At 40.6% G+C, this 20547-nt stretch carries 25 protein-coding genes and 1 rRNA gene; 1 reads left to right on the top strand and 25 read right to left on the bottom strand.

Annotated features, from left to right (window positions below):
* Positions 1-222 precede the first annotated feature (222 nt).
* The 11 genes from ridA to metG form a co-directional block, all read right to left on the bottom strand.
* Complete coding sequence (gene ridA / locus MKX52_RS00310; RefSeq protein ID WP_012008655.1) at positions 223-600, bottom strand: 2-iminobutanoate/2-iminopropanoate deaminase; 378 nt, start codon at positions 598-600, stop codon at positions 223-225.
* Between the two features lie 36 nt (positions 601-636).
* Positions 637-1470 carry a pur operon repressor gene (gene purR / locus MKX52_RS00305; RefSeq protein WP_003217919.1) on the bottom strand — a complete coding sequence of 278 codons (834 nt, stop codon included), beginning with the start codon at positions 1468-1470 and terminating at the stop codon, positions 637-639.
* A gap of 55 nt (positions 1471-1525) precedes the next feature.
* Complete coding sequence (ispE, locus tag MKX52_RS00300; protein WP_012008654.1) at positions 1526-2395, bottom strand: 4-(cytidine 5'-diphospho)-2-C-methyl-D-erythritol kinase; 870 nt, start codon at positions 2393-2395, stop codon at positions 1526-1528.
* 146 nt (positions 2396-2541) lie between these two features.
* Positions 2542-2727, bottom strand: coding sequence for a small, acid-soluble spore protein, alpha/beta type (locus MKX52_RS00295; protein WP_012008653.1), 186 nt, complete (start codon positions 2725-2727; stop codon positions 2542-2544).
* A 163-nt stretch (positions 2728-2890) separates the two neighbouring features.
* Complete coding sequence (locus MKX52_RS00290; RefSeq protein WP_003217979.1) at positions 2891-3148, bottom strand: Veg family protein; 258 nt, start codon at positions 3146-3148, stop codon at positions 2891-2893.
* Positions 3149-3361: 213 nt separating this feature from the next.
* A complete protein-coding gene (yabG, locus tag MKX52_RS00285) occupies positions 3362-4246 on the bottom strand; it encodes a sporulation peptidase YabG (protein ID WP_342491251.1) in 885 nt (294 codons plus the stop codon).
* A gap of 130 nt (positions 4247-4376) precedes the next feature.
* Entirely contained in the window at positions 4377-5255 is an 879-nt protein-coding gene (rsmA, locus tag MKX52_RS00280; RefSeq protein ID WP_012008651.1) for a 16S rRNA (adenine(1518)-N(6)/adenine(1519)-N(6))-dimethyltransferase RsmA, read from the bottom strand.
* The gene (gene rnmV, locus MKX52_RS00275; RefSeq protein ID WP_012008650.1) at positions 5248-5808 is read right to left on the bottom strand and encodes a ribonuclease M5; all 561 of its coding nucleotides are present in this window, start codon (positions 5806-5808) and stop codon (positions 5248-5250) included. The genes rsmA and rnmV overlap by 8 nt, the downstream gene beginning before the upstream one ends.
* A 160-nt stretch (positions 5809-5968) precedes the next feature.
* A complete protein-coding gene (locus MKX52_RS00270) occupies positions 5969-7171 on the bottom strand; it encodes a G5 and 3D domain-containing protein (protein ID WP_012008649.1) in 1203 nt (400 codons plus the stop codon).
* Positions 7172-7415: 244 nt separating this feature from the next.
* Positions 7416-8183: a TatD family hydrolase gene (locus MKX52_RS00265; RefSeq protein ID WP_144458085.1), complete on the bottom strand. Its 768-nt coding sequence runs from the start codon at positions 8181-8183 to the stop codon at positions 7416-7418.
* 81 nt (positions 8184-8264) lie between these two features.
* Positions 8265-10265, bottom strand: coding sequence for a methionine--tRNA ligase (gene metG / locus MKX52_RS00260; protein ID WP_342491250.1), 2001 nt, complete (start codon positions 10263-10265; stop codon positions 8265-8267).
* Between the two features lie 520 nt (positions 10266-10785).
* Between metG and MKX52_RS00255 the strand changes: the two genes are divergently transcribed.
* Entirely contained in the window at positions 10786-11076 is a 291-nt protein-coding gene (locus MKX52_RS00255; RefSeq protein WP_087975202.1) for an AbrB/MazE/SpoVT family DNA-binding domain-containing protein, read from the top strand.
* 45 nt (positions 11077-11121) lie between these two features.
* On the opposite strand, the gene rsmI is transcribed toward MKX52_RS00255, so the two are convergent.
* The 14 genes from rsmI to rrf form a co-directional block, all read right to left on the bottom strand.
* Positions 11122-12000: a 16S rRNA (cytidine(1402)-2'-O)-methyltransferase gene (gene rsmI, locus MKX52_RS00250; protein WP_144458081.1), complete on the bottom strand. Its 879-nt coding sequence runs from the start codon at positions 11998-12000 to the stop codon at positions 11122-11124.
* Positions 11978-12274, bottom strand: coding sequence for a GIY-YIG nuclease family protein (locus MKX52_RS00245; protein WP_144458079.1), 297 nt, complete (start codon positions 12272-12274; stop codon positions 11978-11980). Before MKX52_RS00245 ends, rsmI begins: the two co-directional genes overlap by 23 nt.
* A complete protein-coding gene (locus MKX52_RS00240; protein ID WP_342491249.1) occupies positions 12261-13004 on the bottom strand; it encodes a tRNA1(Val) (adenine(37)-N6)-methyltransferase in 744 nt (247 codons plus the stop codon). Before MKX52_RS00240 ends, MKX52_RS00245 begins: the two co-directional genes overlap by 14 nt.
* A 55-nt stretch (positions 13005-13059) precedes the next feature.
* Positions 13060-13413: a DNA replication initiation control protein YabA gene (yabA, locus tag MKX52_RS00235; protein ID WP_342491248.1), complete on the bottom strand. Its 354-nt coding sequence runs from the start codon at positions 13411-13413 to the stop codon at positions 13060-13062.
* 14 nt (positions 13414-13427) lie between these two features.
* The gene (locus tag MKX52_RS00230; protein WP_012008643.1) at positions 13428-14255 is read right to left on the bottom strand and encodes a stage 0 sporulation family protein; all 828 of its coding nucleotides are present in this window, start codon (positions 14253-14255) and stop codon (positions 13428-13430) included.
* A gap of 2 nt (positions 14256-14257) precedes the next feature.
* Positions 14258-15247: a DNA polymerase III subunit delta' gene (gene holB / locus MKX52_RS00225; protein WP_342491247.1), complete on the bottom strand. Its 990-nt coding sequence runs from the start codon at positions 15245-15247 to the stop codon at positions 14258-14260.
* An 11-nt stretch (positions 15248-15258) separates the two neighbouring features.
* Positions 15259-15699 (bottom strand): YaaR family protein, encoded by a 441-nt coding sequence (locus MKX52_RS00220; protein ID WP_088000675.1) that lies wholly within the window; start codon positions 15697-15699, stop codon positions 15259-15261.
* Positions 15700-15711: 12 nt separating this feature from the next.
* Complete coding sequence (locus MKX52_RS00215; protein WP_012008640.1) at positions 15712-16041, bottom strand: cyclic-di-AMP receptor; 330 nt, start codon at positions 16039-16041, stop codon at positions 15712-15714.
* Between the two features lie 79 nt (positions 16042-16120).
* Positions 16121-16759, bottom strand: coding sequence for a dTMP kinase (gene tmk / locus MKX52_RS00210; RefSeq protein WP_088000673.1), 639 nt, complete (start codon positions 16757-16759; stop codon positions 16121-16123).
* Positions 16756-18165 (bottom strand): aminotransferase class I/II-fold pyridoxal phosphate-dependent enzyme, encoded by a 1410-nt coding sequence (locus MKX52_RS00205; RefSeq protein WP_342491246.1) that lies wholly within the window; start codon positions 18163-18165, stop codon positions 16756-16758. Before MKX52_RS00205 ends, tmk begins: the two co-directional genes overlap by 4 nt.
* Positions 18166-18242: 77 nt before the next feature.
* On the bottom strand, positions 18243-19301 hold the full coding sequence (locus tag MKX52_RS00200; RefSeq protein ID WP_088000669.1) for a toxic anion resistance protein: 1059 nt from the start codon (positions 19299-19301) through the stop codon (positions 18243-18245).
* Between the two features lie 19 nt (positions 19302-19320).
* Positions 19321-19935: a 5-bromo-4-chloroindolyl phosphate hydrolysis family protein gene (locus tag MKX52_RS00195; protein WP_144523265.1), complete on the bottom strand. Its 615-nt coding sequence runs from the start codon at positions 19933-19935 to the stop codon at positions 19321-19323.
* 129 nt (positions 19936-20064) lie between these two features.
* Complete coding sequence (locus tag MKX52_RS00190; protein ID WP_012008635.1) at positions 20065-20256, bottom strand: sigma factor G inhibitor Gin; 192 nt, start codon at positions 20254-20256, stop codon at positions 20065-20067.
* Between the two features lie 171 nt (positions 20257-20427).
* Positions 20428-20543: ribosomal RNA gene (gene rrf, locus MKX52_RS00185) — 5S ribosomal RNA — on the bottom strand.
* Between the last annotated feature and the right edge of the window lie 4 nt (positions 20544-20547).

Here is a 20547-nt window from a genome sequence, read left to right as displayed (position 1 = left end):
AGTTCACCACCTTTTCCCAATATAAAAGCATTACTTAGGTATTCAACGATTGTGGTGATTCTCCTGCTCTTTTTTTAAACTTTTTTTGAAATATCGGGATATTTATACATTTTTTGTCATATTGGTGACGGCGCTTACATTCTCTTCGCGAAAAAAAGACATCATGATGATGTCTTTTCCTGCATATGATGAAACTAAACGGCTTTCGTTAAGATTGCCTGTTTACTTGACTAATGCAATCACTTCAATTTCTACGAGTGCATCCTTAGGAAGTCTTGCTACTTCCACACAAGAACGAGCTGGCTTATGTGTATGGAAATACTCACCGTACACTTCATTTACTTCTCCGAATTGTTCCATATCTTTGATAAAAACTGTTGCTTTCACGACTGTCTCAAAGGAAGCACCTGCCGCTTCAAGTACGGCATTAAGATTACGAAACACTTGATGAGTTTGTTCTTTAATATCTCCATTTACAAAGTCTCCAGCTGCCGTTAATGGAATCTGCCCGGAGCTGTAAAACATGTTATTGACTATAATCCCTTGAGAGTAAGGTCCAATGGCTGCTGGTGCATGTTTGGTTTGAACAACTTTTGTCATATCAATCTCTCCCATTCAACTACATGTTTTCAATTCTTAAGCTTTCGAATGAAAAAACTCGTGGAAATTGCCTTCATTAATCTCAATGATCTTCTGCTTCATATCAATGGTTGAAAGCTTTAAAAGCGATACATATTCATCAACGAGACGTTCATCTACGCCTTCGTCTTCTAAAAGAACACCGATCCCTGCAACATTTGCATTAAATTCCTCAAGCAAATTCACCATGCCGTTAATGGTTCCGCCAGCTTTCATAAAGTCATCAATGATCAGGACATTGGACCCTTTATCTAAGCTCCGCTTTGCCAGTGACATGGTTTGAATTCGATTTGACGAACCTGATGCGTAGTTAATACTTACAGTTGATCCTTCAGTTACTTTATTATCTTTTCTAACGATCACAACCGGCACATTTAAATAACCCGCAACAGAATAGGCAATTGGAATACCCTTTGTCGCAACGGTCATGACGACGTCAATCGCACGGTCTGCAAAGATGGTCGCAAATAGCTTACCGATTTTCGCAAGGATTGATGGATTACCTAAAACATCGGTTAAATATAAATAACCGCCAGGAAGTACACGTTCAGGAGTCGATAGAGCTTCTCCGATATCGTTTACTACGTCGTCTGCTTCTTTTAGGTGAATCTTCGGAATATATTTCACTCCGCCAGCAGCACCAGGTACAGTAAGCAATGTGCCTATTCCCTGCTGTTCGAAGGTCTGTTTGATAATCGTTAAGTCTTCACTAATGGAGGACTTCGCAGATTGATATCTTTCTGCAAAAAAGGTTAACGGTACTAGTACGTGCGGGTGGGCTAACAAGTAATTTGTTAAGTCCACCAATCTGCCGCTTCGACGAAACTTCATGAACTTACCCCCAGAACCCGAATAATTTATGATAAATATAACTTAATATACGGATTTAATCAAGGGCATTTTGTTCGCCGATCATGCGGACAGCGTATACTTGATCACAAAACCCTCTCAGTCCGTTATATATTCTTTGTACCTTCGATTCATATTGAATCAAACCAAATACTGTAGGGCCGCTTCCACTCATTAAAACAGCGTCAGCACCGAAACGCTTCATCTGTCTTTTGATCATATCTACTTCTGGATACATCTTTAATGTCACAGACTCAAGAACGTTTCCGAGCGAGCCGCACATTTCTTTATAATCTTTCGCTTCAATCGCTTCAATCATACGCTCTACATTCGGGTGTTCTACTTTGCTTGCGTCATATTGTCTATAGACTTCTGCTGTAGATACCCCAATCACCGGCTTCGCTAAAATCACCCAGCAATGCGGCGGTGTCGCAATATGCTTCAGCTTTTCTCCACGTCCTGTCGCTAGTGCTGTGCCTCCGTGTACACAAAAAGACACATCTGAGCCAATCTCCGCCCCAAGCTCAGCTAGTTCATCTAACGTGAGGTTCAACTTCCACAAACGATTTAAACCGCGAAGTGCTGCTGCTGCATCACTGCTGCCTCCAGCCAAACCTGCTGCTACTGGAATTGTTTTTGTGATGACAATGGATACACCTTTTTGAATACCGAACCTTGTTTTAAGTAATTTAGCCGCCTGATATGCCAAATTACGCTGATCATCTGGCACGAATCGATTATGAGATGATACACGGATTTCATCCTTGTCCAGCTCCGTCAACTCTAGTCGATCTGCAAGGTCTATTGTTGTCATCACCATCTCCACTTCGTGATATCCATCCGGTCTTTTTCCATGAACATCAAGTGAGAGATTAATTTTTGCCGGTGCTTTTTCTAAAATACGCAAACATTTCACCTACTTCTCCATCTAAACATAAGTATCAATATTGTATCACATTTGATGGATCTGATGAATATAGGCTTTTACGCCGAGCACACTGACTTTTTCATCAAAAAAAGCCAGAGACACCTGAGGTATCCCTGACCGTTTTTCTATCGTTGATTCTCATCCTGAGCCATGTGCTGTTGAGCTAATTCAATGGCACGTTTGACCATATTACCTGCGTCACGCGCACGAATTTCTCCCCAGCCTCCATTTTTGACGGTATCATAAAATCCAAGATCCTTCGCCAGCTCGTATTTGAACTCATCTGACATAATCCCTCGGCGTCTACCCAAACGAAACAGCCCCTTTAGTCGAGAATTCGAATCAGTGCCACCGCTTGGGTGGCTTTCTTATTTTGTATCGAATCCTTTCTTTTACCCCTTTCAAAAAATGGACAGGCTCCCATTCAGAAAAAAAGGCAAAACAAAAAGCAGTAAACAAAAAGTTCACTGCCCATTAATAGGCGACTGAGCTAGCGGTATCATCGAACGTTAATTCGACCGTCTCAGTCAGTATATCTGCATAACTATAAGAAACTCTTTCAAACGAATTCTCATCTTGATCTAATTGAATCACAAATACAGAAGGGTACGTTTCAGCTAAAATGCCCGAACGCTCAATTGTTTTACGGCGGCCCCCGTTAGCCTTTAACGTCAAACGTTTACCTAAGTTACCATCAAGCGATCTTTTGATGTCGGACAAAGTCTTCGCCATTGCATCCACCTCACTGAGATAATTATACAACAACGGCCCGTTTTTGTCAAATAAAAATTAAATTATATCAACCAACACGAGCCATTGTCAACAAAATAATTTTGACAAACTTCTACCTTTTCTTCTCCCTATTTTTCTCAAATTCCGGTGAATTATGTATCCTTTTGCAAATTCTTTTTGAACATAAAAAAAACCAGACTGAAATCAGTCGGGTTATGTCGATTCATGGTCTCTTTTATATGGCATACCTACCCTTAGAACACCCTTCGTCTCGATGCCTCCGAGCCCTTTTTCTCTTGTTAATGTATTACGGAGCACATCCCACACGTTGATTCGATCTACAAATGGAGTGAAGCTGATCTTCGCAACGATATAAACGGGGTCGAGCGCATGGATATTCACACGGGAAGGCGAACTCGCAAAATTGGCACCTGCTTGGATCAATGATTCGAAATGAGATTGACAGGCACCAGCAAAGATCACAAGCTGATCTAAATGAGGGATTTTTCGTCTGGCTTTTTGAACCGTTTCAACAAAATGACGAGAATGACGATATGCACCGATATCATGTACGCCGCCCTTTTGCTTTGAATATGCATCATGTCCTGTGATAACCAATATATCTGGTCGATACTGATCAATTAACGAGTCAATCATGCTTGGCATTTTCTTCTCATGGCAATGCACCCCATACACAGGTACACCAATTCGTTCATATACATCTAAGCATTTCTTTAAGTATGAAGCATCTCCATCTAAATGAAGGACCTTTCCAGGCATGTGAAAATACTGCTCCTGATGCTGATATTGCCCTGACGTATAATACTCTTGTTTTTCCCGCAGCAGCTGATAATCCTGTCTTAGTAAGTCGAGCGATTCATTGATTTTTCGTTCGTCATTTTTCTGTCTAGTCAGCTGTTCCTCTTTTTGAACCTTGACGAGATCTGACAACTTGGCATCAGCAATTAACCTCACTTCATTCCCATGCAATATGGCGGTGGCTTCGTGCTGATCGGTCTCATCAATTCGAATGATTCGAAACAAAATATCCATTTGATAGGATGCCCTTGTCACCATATCTCCTATTTGAAATTGCATGCTTTTCACTCCACAATCAGGCTCATATCCTGTTGGTATCGTCTTGCACTAAATATGTTCGTCTTTCATATGTGCTGTTCTTTCTAGCCTATGCCCGAACAAGCGAAGTGGTGAAAAACAAAAAAAGCCCTTAAAACAGGGCTTTTTGTAAAACATTCGACAAACGGGCAAATTCCTCAATGGATAATGACTCGCCGCGGCGCTTTCCATCAATGTCTGCTGTTTGAAGTGCTTCTTCAATGATCGCTTTATGTTGCTTTCCATCAGGTAAGTTGTTCATGAGGTTATTCATCAATGTTTTCCGGCGCTGACCAAAGCTCGCACGTATCAATTGAAAGAAAAATTCATCATTTTCTACTGATACGGCAGGCGTTTCACGAACGGTCAACTTGATCACAGCCGAATCGACATTTGGCTGTGGAACGAAAACCGTTTTAGGCACAACCATCACTGTTTTCGCTTCTGTATAGTATTGAACTGCGATAGAAAGCGAATTGTATTCCTTTGATGAAGGAATAGCGGCCATACGATCTGCTACTTCTTTTTGCAGCATGACCACAATCCCTTTCAATGGAAGGTTTTCTTCAAGCAGCTTCATAATAATCGGTGTCGTCACGTAATATGGAAGGTTGGCGACCACCATCACTTCTTTACAATCAGCAAAATTTTCCTCGATGACTTTTCCCACATCTGCCTTTAATACATCTTGATGAATGATCGTGACATTATCATATGGAGAAAGCGTATCGTTTAAAATAGGCAATAAGCGCTGATCGATTTCAAAAGCGGTGACCTTCTTTGCACGCTTAGCGAGCTGCTCGGTCAATGCACCGATACCAGGCCCAATCTCAATCACGCCAGTCTCATCTGTCACCTCTGCGTGATCGACAATACGATCGAGTATATTTGTATCAATTAAAAAGTTCTGCCCCAAGCTCTTTTTAAAAGAGAAACCGTATTTCTTCAGTATTTCCTTCGTTCTGATGGGTGTCGCTATATCTTTATTCATCGGCTTCCTCCTGCATGACGGTCTTTAAGGCCGCAATAAAATCATGTTTGGTTATTTGGAACATGTGAAGGCGCTTATGCAGCTGCTTCGCATTGGTATATCCTATATTTAAAAGCACACCTAGTCTTTCGCGGCGACGTTTCGATGATTCGCCTCCTATAAGGCCTGCGTCAAATAAGTCATCTAATGTAATGTCACTTTCCGTTACTTCCATTTCCTCATGGACATGGGCAAGGCATTCCCGAATACTGTCCAAAGAAGCGTGCTCGACACCAATTCCTTTGTCCCGCTTCGCCTTCGCAAGATGTTTTGGCAAAAATGCGTGCTTACAGCCAGGAACCGCTTCTGCGATGGTTTTCCGGATCTTCTCCCCAGGGAAATCAGGATCAGTTAAAATAATGACCCCTCTCGTCTCCTGAGCGAGACGCACTTGTTGAATAACTGTATCGCCAATGGCTGATCCGTTTGTTTCGATCGTATCTGCATCAACTGCCATCTTCACTCTCGCAGTGTCGTCACGACCTTCCACCACAATGATTTCTTTGATTTTCATGTATTCCTCCGCTTGCAAAAACAATAAACAATTTTTGGTTAAAAAACGAAACCTTTTATGCTGTTTTTGCGTCTAATTAATTAGAAAACAGTGCTTCTATTATAACCAAAAAAACAGAGGGTGCGCAAAGCCCTCTGTTCATATAAATGATTTGATGTGTTTATTTGAGCACTCTAATTTTCACTCGTTTATTTCCCCATTGATAAGCTGCCGACTTATTTGGGACGAACACATCAATTTTATTCCCTTTTATAGCAGATCCAGTGTCTGATGCAACGGCATATCCATAGCCTTCCACATACACTTTAGAGCCTAGCGGAATGACACTCGGATCAACTGCTATGACCTTTGCACCTGGATTTGATTTTAAATTATATCCTGTTGACGTTCTACCGGTACATCCAGCACAGCTCGCTGTATAAGCTGTCGACGTCACATAAAATTCTTTTCCTGACGATTCATTGCTTCTTGAAACGGCAGGTGTCGCTTTAGGCTCTTCTTGGGACTCTTGTGTACCAACGGCCACTAAACGATCCTTGCTATCTTTTTCAGTCACTTCTTTAATCAATTCTTTAGACACCACTTTGCCGTTTTCTTTCACAATGGCATAGTGCTTCTTCAATTTACCTTCTTCACCTTTTTTAAGCACCTTCTCTTTTCCCTTTTCAAGAGAACGATCCTTTTTATGTTTGGTATCAAAAGCAATTTTCTCTTCCACTACATCGGTGACTTTTTCCACCCGAGTGATCTGAATATCTGCGCTTTTTTTAGTTATATGACTATGTAACGCAGGTTTGATCTTATCGTGCTTCTTGAGCTTCAGCTCTTGTTGCTTTAAAAAGTCAGCGACCGTAGTCGAAGTGGTCCACACTTTTTTCTCTTTCCCTCCATCATTTACACTGACCTCGAAGGCCTGCTCAACCACAAGATCCATATCTTTTTTAATCTTGTCATTTTTTCCTGGAGTTACTTGATCGTGCTTCCCAATATCTATCTTCTCATTCTTCAATAATGCTCCAACCGTCTGATCTGTTGTCCATATCGTTTTCTCTTTCCCATCTAGGGTTAGATGAACCGGTATAGCCGCATCATACACAATGTTCATGTTGTCTTCAATCTTTGTATTTAGACTTGGAGAGATATGATCCTCCGCCTTGGTTTTTATTCCAAGGTCTGAAAGCAGCTGTGCTACTGTCTCTTCATGTGTACGAATTGTCTTCTCTTTACCATTGATTGAAATGGTAATAGACTGCTTAGTGAGCTCATGCGCACCGTAAGCCGTCCCAGTTCCAGCTAAAAGCAAGCAAACAACTAGTAATAAAACCTTGCCTTTTCCTAGCTTTACAGAAAACAGATTTTTCATTTTTTGTACGATGAAAAACGCCTCCTTCTCCTCGGAGAGATTATATAGAGTATCTCAAAACCTGTCAACCCTTCCACCCACTGTACAAAAATGCTCGATTGTACCCCTATTATGGGAGTTTAATGGAAGGAAGGGAAGAAAGACTTATCGACAACTTATCCTATGAAGAGGCGTAATCGTGTAGAACATTTTCGTTATGTTTCACAAATGGACAAGCTTAAACAAGGATTGACATCATATACTGTCAGTTTATACCGAAAACTTTTTTTGCATTTTTTGTGGTCAATTCAGCAAGCTCTTCAAAGCTTATTTCTCGTAACTCCGCGATCTGTTCTGCAATATATTTCACATAACTCGGCTCATTACGTTTTCCTCTAAATGGCGCTGGCGTTAAGTATGGGCAGTCTGTTTCAATCAAAAGCCGGTCACTTGGTATGTCCTTGACCACTTCTTTCGGTTTTTTGGCATTTTTAAATGTCACAGGTCCACCGAATGAAATATAAAAATTCATATCCATACACGCTTTTGCGATTTCTAGGCTACCAGTAAAGCAATGCATAATCCCTCCAACTTCAGCCGCTCCCTCTTCCCTTAAGATCGTCACGACATCTTCCGTTGCGTCACGATTATGAATAATAATTGGAAGATTCACTTCCTTCGCAAGAGCAATTTGGCGTCTAAAGACCTCTTTTTGCACATCTTTTGGCGACTTGTCCCAATAGTAATCGAGACCCATTTCTCCAATCGCAACGACTTTTTCATGTTGAGATAATTCTTTGATCCATAGCAAATCTTCATCTGTCATATCAACGGCATCGACTGGGTGCCAGCCAATGGCTGCATAGATGAAATCATACGCTTCAATTAATTCCATCGCTCTCGTAATTGTCGGGCGGTCAAACCCTACCACCACGATTTTTTCGACTTTTTCACTCTTCGCTCTTTCAATCACCTGCTCTAAGTCTTCATTATATTGTTCTGCATTTAAGTGGGCATGTGTATCAAATAACATCGTTGATTTCTCCTTTCGACAATTCTTCTAAAAAACAAAAGGTGTTCGACGAAATGTTACACGTGGAACACCTTTGTTGATTTATAAAATTTTTGTTCCATTTGCTAGAGATTGATCCACTTCAAGAACCTGCAATTTCCCACCAGTCTCTCCAGTTAAAATCATTCCCTGGGAAATTTCCCCTCTGAGTTTAACTGGTGTGAGATTCGCTACACAGACGAGCTTCTTCCCTACTAACTCCTCGGGTTGATAATGCTTGGCTATCCCTGAAACAATTTGTCTCTTTTCAAATCCAAAATCAAGCTGCAGCTTTAAGAGACGATCTGCTTTTTTCACTGGGGCTGCTTCCAGCACCTGTGCGACTCGAAGATCAACTTTTGAGAAATCATCAAAAGCAATTTCTTCTCCCAGCTCAGGTAATTCTGTTTCTTCTATTTCTATTTTCTCTTCTTCTACCTTTGGTGCACTTCCCTGCATTTTCTCTTTAATATATGCTACTTCTTCTTCAACCTCTAAACGCGGGAACAAAGGCTCTCCCTTTTGTACCGTCGCTTGTTGAATCGCACCGAAAGATAGAATGCTATCCCAGCTTTTAAGCTTTTCTTCTTCAATGCCAAGCTGGAAAAAGATTTTCTCAGGTGTTTTCGTTAGGAAAGGCGTTAAGAGCACTGCAGTGATACGCAATGATTCTGCTAAATGATACATGACAGAATGCAGCTCTTTTCGTTTTGTTTCGTCCTTTGCTAGCACCCACGGAGCTGTCTGGTCAATATATTTATTGGTTCTGCTGATTAATGTCCAAACATTTGAAAGAGCCACCGAGAATTCAAGGTTTTCCATCGCTTCTTCATAGGCTTTGACTGTTTGCTCTGCTACTGCTTTAAGTTCCTCATCAAACTCATTAACTGGACCCTTATAGCTGCTTAATGTACCGTCAAAATATTTTTGAACCATTGCCACTGTACGGTTAAGCAAGTTACCTAAATCATTGGCAAGGTCATAGTTTACACGTTCCACGAATCCTTCTGGTGTAAACACACCATCCGCACCAAAAGGTACTTCACGAAGGAGATAATAACGAAGGGCATCAAGACCGTAGCGATCTATTAATGTGACCGGATCGACTACGTTCCCTTTTGATTTAGACATCTTTCCATCTTTCATCAGTAGCCAACCGTGTGCGAAAATTTGTTTCGGCAGCGGCAGATCGAGTGCCATCAGCATAATTGGCCAATAAATCGTATGGAAACGAACAATTTCTTTCCCTACGAGATGCACGTTAGCAGGCCAATATTTTTTATATTTTTCATCGTGATCAGTTCCGTAACCAATCGCAGTTAAATAATTGAACAACGCATCAATCCATACGTAGATAACGTGCTTTGGATTATTTGGAACTTTAATCCCCCAATCAAAGGTTGTTCTTGATACAGCCAAATCCTCTAAACCTGGTTTGATGAAGTTATTGATCATTTCATTCTTTCTTGATTCAGGCTGAATGAACGTTGGATTCTTTTCATAATAGTCTAGTAAACGATCTGCATACTTACTCATACGGAAGAAATATGATTCCTCTTTAATTAATTCGACAGGATGTCCGCTGTCAGGGCTTTTCCCACCAGTGACTTCTCCTTTTTCATTGCGCTCAACATCCACAAGCTGTGTTTCCGTATAGAATGTCTCATCCGGAATACTGTACCAGCCTTCATATTGATCTAAATAGATATCACCTTGATCAAGTAGCTTTTGAAACACTTGCTCAATGATTTTCGTATGTCTTTTTTCTGTTGTACGGATGAAATCATCATTGGAAATGTCGAGTTTCTTCCATAGTGATTGAATGTCTGCTACGACCGGATCTAAATACTCGATCGGTGTGATGTTTTGTTCTTCAGCTTTTTGCTGAATTTTTTGTCCGTGCTCATCTGTACCCGTTAAATACATCACATCATAGCCTTGAAGACGTTTATAACGAGCCATAGCATCCCCTGCTACTGTCGTATAAGCATGTCCAATATGTAATTTTCCGCTCGGATAGTAAATAGGTGTTGTCAGATAGAACGTTTTTTTCTTTTCCGGCATGTTGGAACCTCCTGCGTGTGTGTAAATGTCAAAAACTCCCGCCCAATGGACGAGAGCGGTTATTATCATTACATGAAAATGTGTTAGATCCATTTATTAAATTTTGCACTTGTGCTTTCTCTATGATACCATCTTAGCCTTTAAGATCAAGCATATATACATAGAACAAGTTGAAATGATCGAAAAAGATGAGTTTTTCGAAAAAAACGACAAACCTGTCGACATTTTGTCGAATATTGTCGTATGAAATCTATTTCCAGATTTACAATTGTCTAATTTAGGGCAAAAGTCTTGTTAATCTGAGTTCGTCATTTCTTATATTTTCATAGAAAAAAGCCTCAAAATCCTTATAAATCAGTAGATTCAAGGTCTTTTGACTTTAAGAGTCATATTTTACAAACAATAGTAAACAAAATGATTGACGATTTATGGAAACCTTGTTATGCTATGAATGTAAGGAATTTGTCGAATAATGACGAAGATAATATTATATTAAGAATAAGAACTCTTTGGGAGGAGAATGAAGATGAAATCTACAGGTATTGTACGTAAAGTTGACGAATTAGGGCGCGTGGTGATTCCAATCGAACTTCGCCGTACTCTAGGAATCGCTGAAAAAGACGCTTTGGAAATTTATGTTGATGATGAAAAAATTATCCTAAAAAAATATAAACCAAACATGACTTGCCAAGTTACAGGTGAAGTATCAGACGATAACCTTAAACTTGCTAATGGTAAATTAGTTCTTAGCCGTGAAGGTGCAGAGCAAATCATTAACGAAATCCAAAACCAACTTCAATCACAAAAATAAGTTTGATATAAAAAAGGTTCTTGCACCGTTTGCAAGAACCTTTCTTTATTGTTCAATATGATAAGCATCGTATATGGTACGTTTTGGTACACCACGTTCGACGGCTGTACGCTTAATAGCTTCCTTCGACGTTAATCCTTCTTCTATGTAATGGATCACGTGTTCTTTTTCTGATAAGGACTTCCACCAAACTTCTTCATTTCGCTCTTCTTCATCTTGATCGTTCCCTTGTACGACAAGACAGAATTCACCTCGGATTTGATTTTCTGTCGCCCATGTCAGCACAGACTCCAAATCTCCACGAATAAACTCTTCAAATTTTTTCGTTAGTTCTCTCGTAATGGCGATATTCCGGTTGCCCCACACTTCCTTCATCAAAGTCAGCGTTTCTTTTAACCGATGAGGCGCTTCATAGAAAATGATGGTTTCTTGACGCTTCTTCAAAGCTTCGAGCTGTTTTTTCTTTTCCTTTTTTTGTCGGTCGAGAAATCCATAAAAGAAAAATGGCTGCGGCGTAATCCCTGATGCAATGAGTGCTGTAAGTGCAGCATTTGCTCCAGGTAATGGAACGACATAACCGCCGATATTAGTAAAGTCTCGGACCACTTCAGCACCTGGATCAGAAATCGTCGGTAAACCAGCATCGCTCACAAGTGCGATGTTTTTTCCTTCTTTTAACCATTCGATCAACTTGTGACCGCTACTGTCTTTGTTATGCTCATGATAACTCGTCAATGGCGTATCAATTTCATAGACATGGCAAAGCTTTTTCGTTTGTCTTGTATCCTCTGCGGCAATATAGTCTACATCTTTTAATGTTTGTATGGCTCGAAACGTCATATCTTCTAAATTGCCAATTGGGGTTGGGACGAGATATAGAATCCCCATATCTGATTGACCATCAAAGCTTTTTTGTGTGTTCATGTGTCGCCTCCTTTTCAATACGCATTTCTTCTATATAAAGATCTTTCTTTTTTCGTGTCCACGTTTTGAAACGATATTCTTGCTGCATCGCTTCTCTTTTGGTTGCAAAACATTCATAATAATACAGCTCAACTGGCCGTCTGGCTCTTGTATACTTTGCTCCCTTCCCACTATTGTGGGTCATCAGTCTTTTTTGTAAATCATTTGTATAACCTGCGTATAGGCTGCCGTCAGCACATTTCAATACATAGAAATAATGATTATGCTTCTCCATACAGTATCGTCCTGATTTCCTCTGTATACTCTTGATCATCTCCATAAACAAAAAGAGGCGGGAGAATTTTCAGATCAGGTTTTCCATCTTTTATCCCCTCTACTAAGATGGTATTGGCCTCTTTTCCCTGTTTGGGATAAATAAATTGAATTCGTTTTGGCTCAATTCGGTACTTCTTCATTAATTCCACAATCTCAAGCAGACGTCCTGGCCGATGAACCATCGCCAGTTTCCCTCCTTGCTTCAGAAGCGTAGAAGAAACGCGAATAACATCTTCCAATGTACAATGGATTTCATGCCGAGCAATGGCCAAGTATTCATTCTCATTAATCTCTTCCTTAGAAGGTGTCTTAAAATATGGCGGATTACATGTGATGACATCTACTTTGTGATTACCGTAGCGTGCTGGCATATCATTCAGATCACCATGAATCAGTTCTATCTGCTTTTCAAGTTGATTATACGCCACACTTCTTTTTGCCATATCAAAAAGCCGATCTTGAATTTCAACTCCCATAATGGATGCCTTAGATCGAGTCGAAAGCAGCAATGGCACAATGCCATTTCCTGTACAAAGATCAATGATTTCTCCTTTTTGGATGGGCACATACGCAAATTTTGCTAATAAGACTGCGTCCAATGAAAAGGCGAAAACCGTTTTACTTTGAATAATCTTCATATCTTCGGCGAGCAAATAATCTAATCGTTCATCTTCTCTTAACGAAACCATGATGTATCCTTTCTTTTCCTGTGAAAAAGGCTTCCGATTCAGCGGAAGCCTTTTCTCATTTTTTATTTAAAAATGACAGACAGAACAAACAGTCTCCCTCTTTACGTATGCTCCCATAATGTACATTGCAAATATGGAAGCCCTCCTGATATAACCGAGCCAGGTTATCATGACCTTCTCCTATATCAGAATGACCTGGCTTCTGAGCAGAATCATTCTCTGTCTCAGACGATTTGACCCGATCGGACTGATCCAGACGTTCACGCAAGTGCTGATTCTCCATCTGCAGCTGATGATTTTCTTCAATCACTTCACCGATATGATTTTTCAAATCACCTAACTGGCGATAAAGAGAACCGATTTGTTCTTCTAAATTGATTACCGTATCAAATAGTTCCTTTTTATCCAAGGTGGCACACCTCGTTACTCAGTTGTTTGTGCAGATACAACGCCTTCTTGTAATAATTCTTCCCAAGTATATTCTATCACTTTTTCTTGCCCGGTTAATTCAACTTGTAAAATTCGTTCTAAAATGTTGAGCCCTACTACCTTTGCAGAGCCACTAGATGTTTGAATCGTTTCACCGATATCCGGCAATTGTTCTTTCGCCGTTTCATACTCATCGTTCTCATATTTCAAGCAGCACATCAAACGACCGCAAAGCCCTGAAATTTTTGTGGGATTTAGCGACAGGTTTTGATCTTTTGCCATCTTAATGGATACTGGTTCAAAGTCTCCTAAGAATGTCGAACAGCAAAGCATTCGCCCGCAAGGTCCTATGCCACCCAGCATTTTTGCCTCGTCTCTTACACCAATCTGGCGAAGTTCAATTCTTGTTTTGAAGATCGATGCAAGATCCTTCACTAGTTCGCGGAAATCCACTCTGCCATCCGCTGTGAAGTAGAAGATGACCTTGTTTCGGTCAAATGTAAATTCAACATCAACTAGCTTCATTTCAAGACCATGTTCACTTACCTTCTGAAGACATGTATCAAAGGCTGTCATCGCTGCTTCTTTGTTTTCCTCAACGATGAGCCGATCTCTTTCATCTGCTACACGAATCACTTTACGCAGAGGAAGAACGACATCGTGTTCATCTACTTTTTTATTAGCGATGACCACTTGCCCGTATTCAACTCCTCTGACTGTCTCTACAATGACACAACTATCATTTTCTATATGAAATCCATTAGGATCGAAATAATAGATTTTGCCCGCTTTTTTAAAGCGAACACCAATTACGTTGTACAAGCTTATCCCTCCTGCAACATCAACACCAATTGCTCCATCAGCCCTTGGGCATTCACGTTGGATTGAAGTCTCTTTTTCGCTTCTAATACAGCAAGGATCTGGTTCGTCACCATCTGCTGTGTGGAATGCAGCGCATGCTGCTTCATTGTCTGGAATAAGTCTTGATAAATGACTTTATCTTCATTTCCTATTTGAATCGACAATACATCACGATATATAAATAAAAGCATATCCAGACCTGTTTCTTGAAGGTCTTTCTCTTTGAAAAAAGGCATCCATTGATCCTGTATATAAAAAAATGCATGTTCTTTTCGCTGGTGTAAGACTTCATACAATTTTATCACTTTCGCTCTAGACTCTGCAAACTGATCATTTCGACTTAATTCGAGTGCTTCTGCTAAATTGTTGGTTAAATTCGACAAAAGCCTTGCAAGATGCTGAGATACGCCTTCTTGTAATAGCTGCTGCTCCAAGGATTGAGGCTGCAGTGGCTGAAAGCTAAGCATCTGACATCTTGAAATAATCGTATCCAGCATTTTATGCGATTGCTCAGTAATTAAAATTGCCATCGTTTCCCGGTTAGGCTCCTCTAGGAACTTCAATAAACTGTTCGCAGCGTTGACCGTCATTTTGTCCGCATGAAGAATGATATACATTTTTCGGTGAGATTCCACACCTGCTTTTGTAAACTCCTCTTGCAATGCCTGTACTTGCGCTTTCTTAATTGACTGACCATCAGGCTGCATGAGATGTAAATCGGGATGGTTTCCTGACTCAATCCTCTTACAATTTTGGCAGGATTCACACGGTTTCACTCCTGATTCCAAGCAAAAAAAGCTCTTTGCTAGTAGCATCGCAGCATCCTGCTTACCGGTCCCTTTTTTTCCTTCAAATAAGTAGGCATGCGCAAGTCGGTCTTTACCAATACTATTAAAAATCAGCCGCATGACGCGCGGCTGCAAATCATTCATGTCATCCCAGCTAATTGCCATGTTATCACTCTCTATGTGTAAAGGTTAATTAATAAACCTTTTATTTCTCCAATACGTTCAAGCAAATCGATAGATGGTTTCTCTTGATCCATCATATCCTCTGTTAATTCGATCAGCTTTTCATCCAATGCTTTGACTAAAGCGAGTGTACGTGTGTTGCCATAAATATCAAAGCTTCTTGATGTTTCTATATTTAATCCATTATCGACTGTCTCTTTCACAAAGCGCTTCACAAGTCCTTTAAACCTAGCCAAGTCCTTTAAATTTCGTGACTTTGCCAGCTTTTTACCGAACACTTCGATATCACTCAGCATAACCGTCAGCTGCTCTAAGCGCATTTTACCACTTTGCGTCTCCATCGAAGCTTTAAAGGAGGCAGATGTTTGGCTTCCCTTAATGCCTTGGAGTTCACGCTTTTCTAAAAGCAGCCGCATATCTTGATTAATTTTCACAGCAACCCATCCTTAGAATTGATGAAATTGTTCAACTGGCAGAATAAAGACAGTAGCTCCACCAACTTCAACCTCAACAGGGTATGGTACATATGAATCTGCGTTACCACCCATTGGAGATACAGGTGCAATCATTTGATCACGTTTGCGGCAATTTTCTTTTATAAGCTGCAACGCTTTATCCACTCGGACATCATCACAACCAATGATAAAAGTCGTATTCCCAGACTTTAAAAACCCACCAGTTGAAGCTAATTTTGTCACGCCGAATTGATGTTCAGTCAATATTTTCAACAACTTGCTACTATCTTGGTCCTGTACAACGGCAACAATTAATTTCATTTGATTGGCCTCCTTTTTTTTAGGCACAGGTGACATGCCGATGTCTTCCTCTATATTATAACAACGATTGGGAATGAGGTCATATTTGATTTTTCTTTAATGTGTCCTGAATCACTCGAAGTACTTCTTCATAGACATCCTGCATCGGCTTAGAAGCATCCACAACGCGGAATCGTTCTGGTGATTGCGCAATAAGAAGTTCATAGCCTTCTCTAACCAACTGGTGAAAATTCAGTGTCTCCATATCTAATCGGTTCTTTTCTCTTCCTTGATTGGCGTGAATTCGCTTTAGCCCTTCCTCAGGTGTAATAGAAAAGTAAATCGTCATTTGCGGCATCGTGCCATCAATAGCAAAGTCGTTTATTGATCTGACTTGGTCAATTCCAAGCCCTCTCGCATAGCCTTGATAAGCAAGAGAGCTATCAACAAAACGATCACATAAGACAGTCTCTCCGCGCTGCAATGCCGGTTCTACTTTTTCAGCCAAATGCTGCCTTCTTGCTGCTGCATACAACAATGCCTCTGTTTTCGCATCCATTTTTGTATTTTTTTCATTTAAAATGACTTCACGGATCTGCTCAGCAATGTCAATACCGCCCGGCTCGCGTGTTGCCATCACTGCATATCCTTGACGTTCCATTTCTTCGTACACTTTTCGTATCACTGTCGTTTTTCCGGCACCCTCTGGCCCTTCAAACGTAATAAACATACCGCTCATAGTGTCTCCTCTTCTATATAAACATATAATTTTCTCTGATGAATGACCTGACTTGCTTGAATATGAACCTCGTGACCAAGCAAACGGCTTAACGCCTCAATTTGTTCTTTTTCAATACGCTCTCCCTTAATCATCAAAGGAATTCCAGGTGGATAGGGAATAATGGATTCTGCACTCACCCTGCCTGTTGCTTGTTCAAATGGAACAGCCTCTATGTCTTGATTTAATATATCAGTCTCAAGAGATACCGTTTCATTTTGGATATATTTTTTCCCTTTGAGCAATGAATCAATTTGCTTAAGAGCCTGATCGATCTGCTTGAAAGGGACGTCCTTCCTCTGTTCTAGGCTAAGTACAAGTAAAACCTGATGTTCGTCCGCAAGCTCTGGATGAACATCCACTGATTCAAGTACCTGCTTTAGTTCGTAACCTGTCAGTCCTTTTGTTGATCGAATGACGCATTTTAATGGATCAGAATGCAATGATTCTGGCTCAACCACCTCAAGGTGATTCAGACGGTTGAACTGATCTTTCAGCTCTGTCAGTTCTTTCATGATGACATCCAATGTCCCTTTTTCTTTGATCTCCTCGACATAAGCTCTTGCTACATCTAATGAGGCCATAATGGGATAAGAGGGCGAGCTACTTTGAAGCATGGTGAGCAAGGTTTTCAATCTCTTCGCATCGATTCGGTCCTCTTGAAGATGAAGATAGGAACCCATCGTCATTGCCGGAAGGGTTTTATGTGCTGATTGTACCACCACGTCCGCTCCATAGGAAAGAGCCGATGGAGGGAAGCCCCCGCCTAATACAAAATGCGCACCATGTGCCTCATCAACCAACACAATCATACCTGCTTCATGACACATGTGAATCAGCTTTGATAAATCAGCTGCATGTCCGTAGTAGTTCGGATAAGTCAAAATGATTGCCCTGCAATGAGGATGTTTTGCTATGGCCTTTCTCACTGTATTTTCCATCACATGTGTTGGAACGTGCAAGTGTGGGTCTATCTCAGCGTCTATCAAAATAGGCGTTGCCCCTGCAAGTTCGATCGCATGAAAGACAGACTTATGGCAATTTCGCTGGACGAAAATTTCGTCTCCCGTGCGGCATGCTGTCATCACCATCGCCAAGTTTCCGACTGTTGTACCATTCACAAGGAAGAAGCTTTGATCTGAACCATATAGCTTAGTTAATAAATGTTCTGCCTCTTGGATGACCCCAGTCGGGTGATGAAGATCATCAAGACCTTCAAGCTCTGTCACATCCAGCTGAAGAATTGAAGCATAGTGAGACCGTGCCTCATCAAAAAAGACATCTCCATTGTGATGTCCTGGAACGTGAAAAGAATAAGGCTTCTTTTCCGCATGCTGTGCTAATGCTGTATATAAAGGTGTTTTCAAACAAATCGACCCTTTTCACTTTAACGATATCTTAAGTCTATTATAACGTTCAAACAAGTGAACCGAAAGATGGTTTCTCATTCCTTTATTGGATTCGCCAACTGCTGCTCTGCCTCATACATACTGTTTTTCAATTGAGCCCGCTCTTGGCTTCCATGCTCTTTCACCTGTAACGTTTCCTGTAATGTTTCAGCTAATTGACGTTGAACCTGTTTCAACGTATCTATAGGGGCTAAAGATGCCTCTTCAAGAATCTGCCCCTGCTGCTTTGATACATTTTCATATGTTTTTTGAATTCGGTTCTCTAGAGCTGAATTGGCCCGCTGCTGTATATGCGTTAATGCAATCGACATTTGGTTGATCCATAGAGGAATAGAGGCTGAAACTGTTGATTGAATGTGATTAGCCAATGTATGATTCGTATGCTGGATCATCCGAATTTGAGCATTACATTGCAATGCAATCTGCCGGCTTAACAGCAAATCATACTTTCGTTCCTTTAGTCTCTCCATATACTCTTCTACATTGACTTCTTGACTCATCAATTGCTCCTCTAACGTCCGTTCAACAGAAAGTTGCGTTTCTGAAAGAGGCTGCTGCTCTAACATGGTTATTTTCTCTTCAACTGCTGCAACCTGCAGCGTCATCTCTTGGAAATACGTTTGATTTTCTTCAAATAAACGCTCTAATAACATATGGTCCGAGATTAATACGCCTCTTGCATATTGAAGCCTTGCTGACAATCTCTCGATCTGTGATTTTGCATGTCGAAAACGTGATATGGTCTCCTGAGTAGATCGCTTATCGCGTTGAAACCATTTCAAAAAAAAGCCCTGTTTCTTCGGCACCAAATCCTCTGGCTCCACTACATGTAACTGCTGCAAAAAGGCCTCAAGCACGTCTCCTATTTGATCGATATCTTTTTTCTCAACATATTTCATCATCTGTTGTGATTGTTCCAATAATCGTTCCTGCACACGTGTACCATAGAAAAGGAGCTTTTGCGGATTGTCAGGGATCTGCTTAGCACGCTGAACGGCTTCCCTTTTCTCTTCATCAGATAAGGTATCAAACAACCGAAACTGGAGATCAGTAGTGGAGGCAGGTGATGTTGTGGCGCGATCTTCCGATTTCATCGTGTTTGACTCCTTTCATCTATTTCTTCATCATTTTATCTGCTACTTCAAGCTCAATATGAAGAGCTTCTATATCTCTTCCTAACACTTGTTGCAAATCATTCGTCAATTGCTTTTGCAGCTCTGTCAATGTCACTCGGGTTTGGCTTAATGTCATTTCCAGCTCATGGCTACGATTAGGCTGATTATACAATAGTGCATATTTCTCAGTTAGTTCAACGACGGAATCTAAACTTTCGAAATAAAAGCGCTGTGCATCATAAAATCGATTTGGCTCTTTTTTTGTTATTGTATAGATTCGTCGTGCAAGCCGAAAAACTTCATAATTATGTTTGATCGTTTGTACGTTTTTCACAGCAAATAAGGCTTTTTTTAAACGCACAAGCTTTTGCCCTGCTTCTTTTAAATGCTGTTTGATATATACATAATCACTACGAGACAGTCCGTGTTTCTTTAAAAACAATTGGAAAGCAGTCCATCTGCTCCCCGCAAACATCACACCCCACCCAATCATCGCATACAGTATCGATAATCCAGCATGATGATGGAAAACCCCTATACTGACGGTTAAAATCATAAGCGAAAAAAAAGTAGAGAGGATGGCCCATATAAAAGTATAAAAGATTGATTTCATGTTTATCGACTCCTATGAATAATCAGGCTCTCTGTTTATCTTATTATGAATTACGGATGATGTCCAAACTAAGTTCCCAAAAAACAGGCCCAATCCTTCATAGCTCATAAAAAAAGACCAGCTAGTGGTCTATGAATACAAAGGCGGCGTATGAAGATTTTTAAGCTTTCTCACATAATCGGAATAGCTAGGATCTGAGGTCGATGTAGAAATTAATTTTCGCTCACAGTCTCGGCACAAAAACTGATGATATAAATAAATTCCCTTTGTCTTTTTCTCTTCACAAATCAAACAAATTGCTTCTCGCTCTTTTTTGTCCATTGTGACACCTCCACTTATAGCTTCAGTATGCCCTAGCGCTTTCAATTGTATACAAAATTAAGAATGTTTTAGATGGTAGTTTAGTATATGTATCCATGTCAGATCGGGTGTTTGTTCCTTTTCTTAAAAAACAAAAAAGACCAGTTCCGAATGGAACTGATCCTTATACAAGCTTGGCGGCGTCCTACTCTCACAGGGGGAGACCCCCAACTACCATCGGCGCTGAAGAGCTTAACTTCCGTGTTCGGTATGGGAACGGGTGTGACCTCTTCGCTATCGCCACCAAACCTG

It is taken from the genome of Bacillus sp. FSL R5-0422, from assembly GCF_038610765.1.
In the GTDB taxonomy this organism is placed as follows: Bacteria; Bacillota; Bacilli; order Bacillales; family Bacillaceae; genus Bacillus; species Bacillus pumilus_O.
Note: the sequence above shows the minus strand (reverse complement) of the source record. Positions and strands in the feature narration are given on the sequence as shown.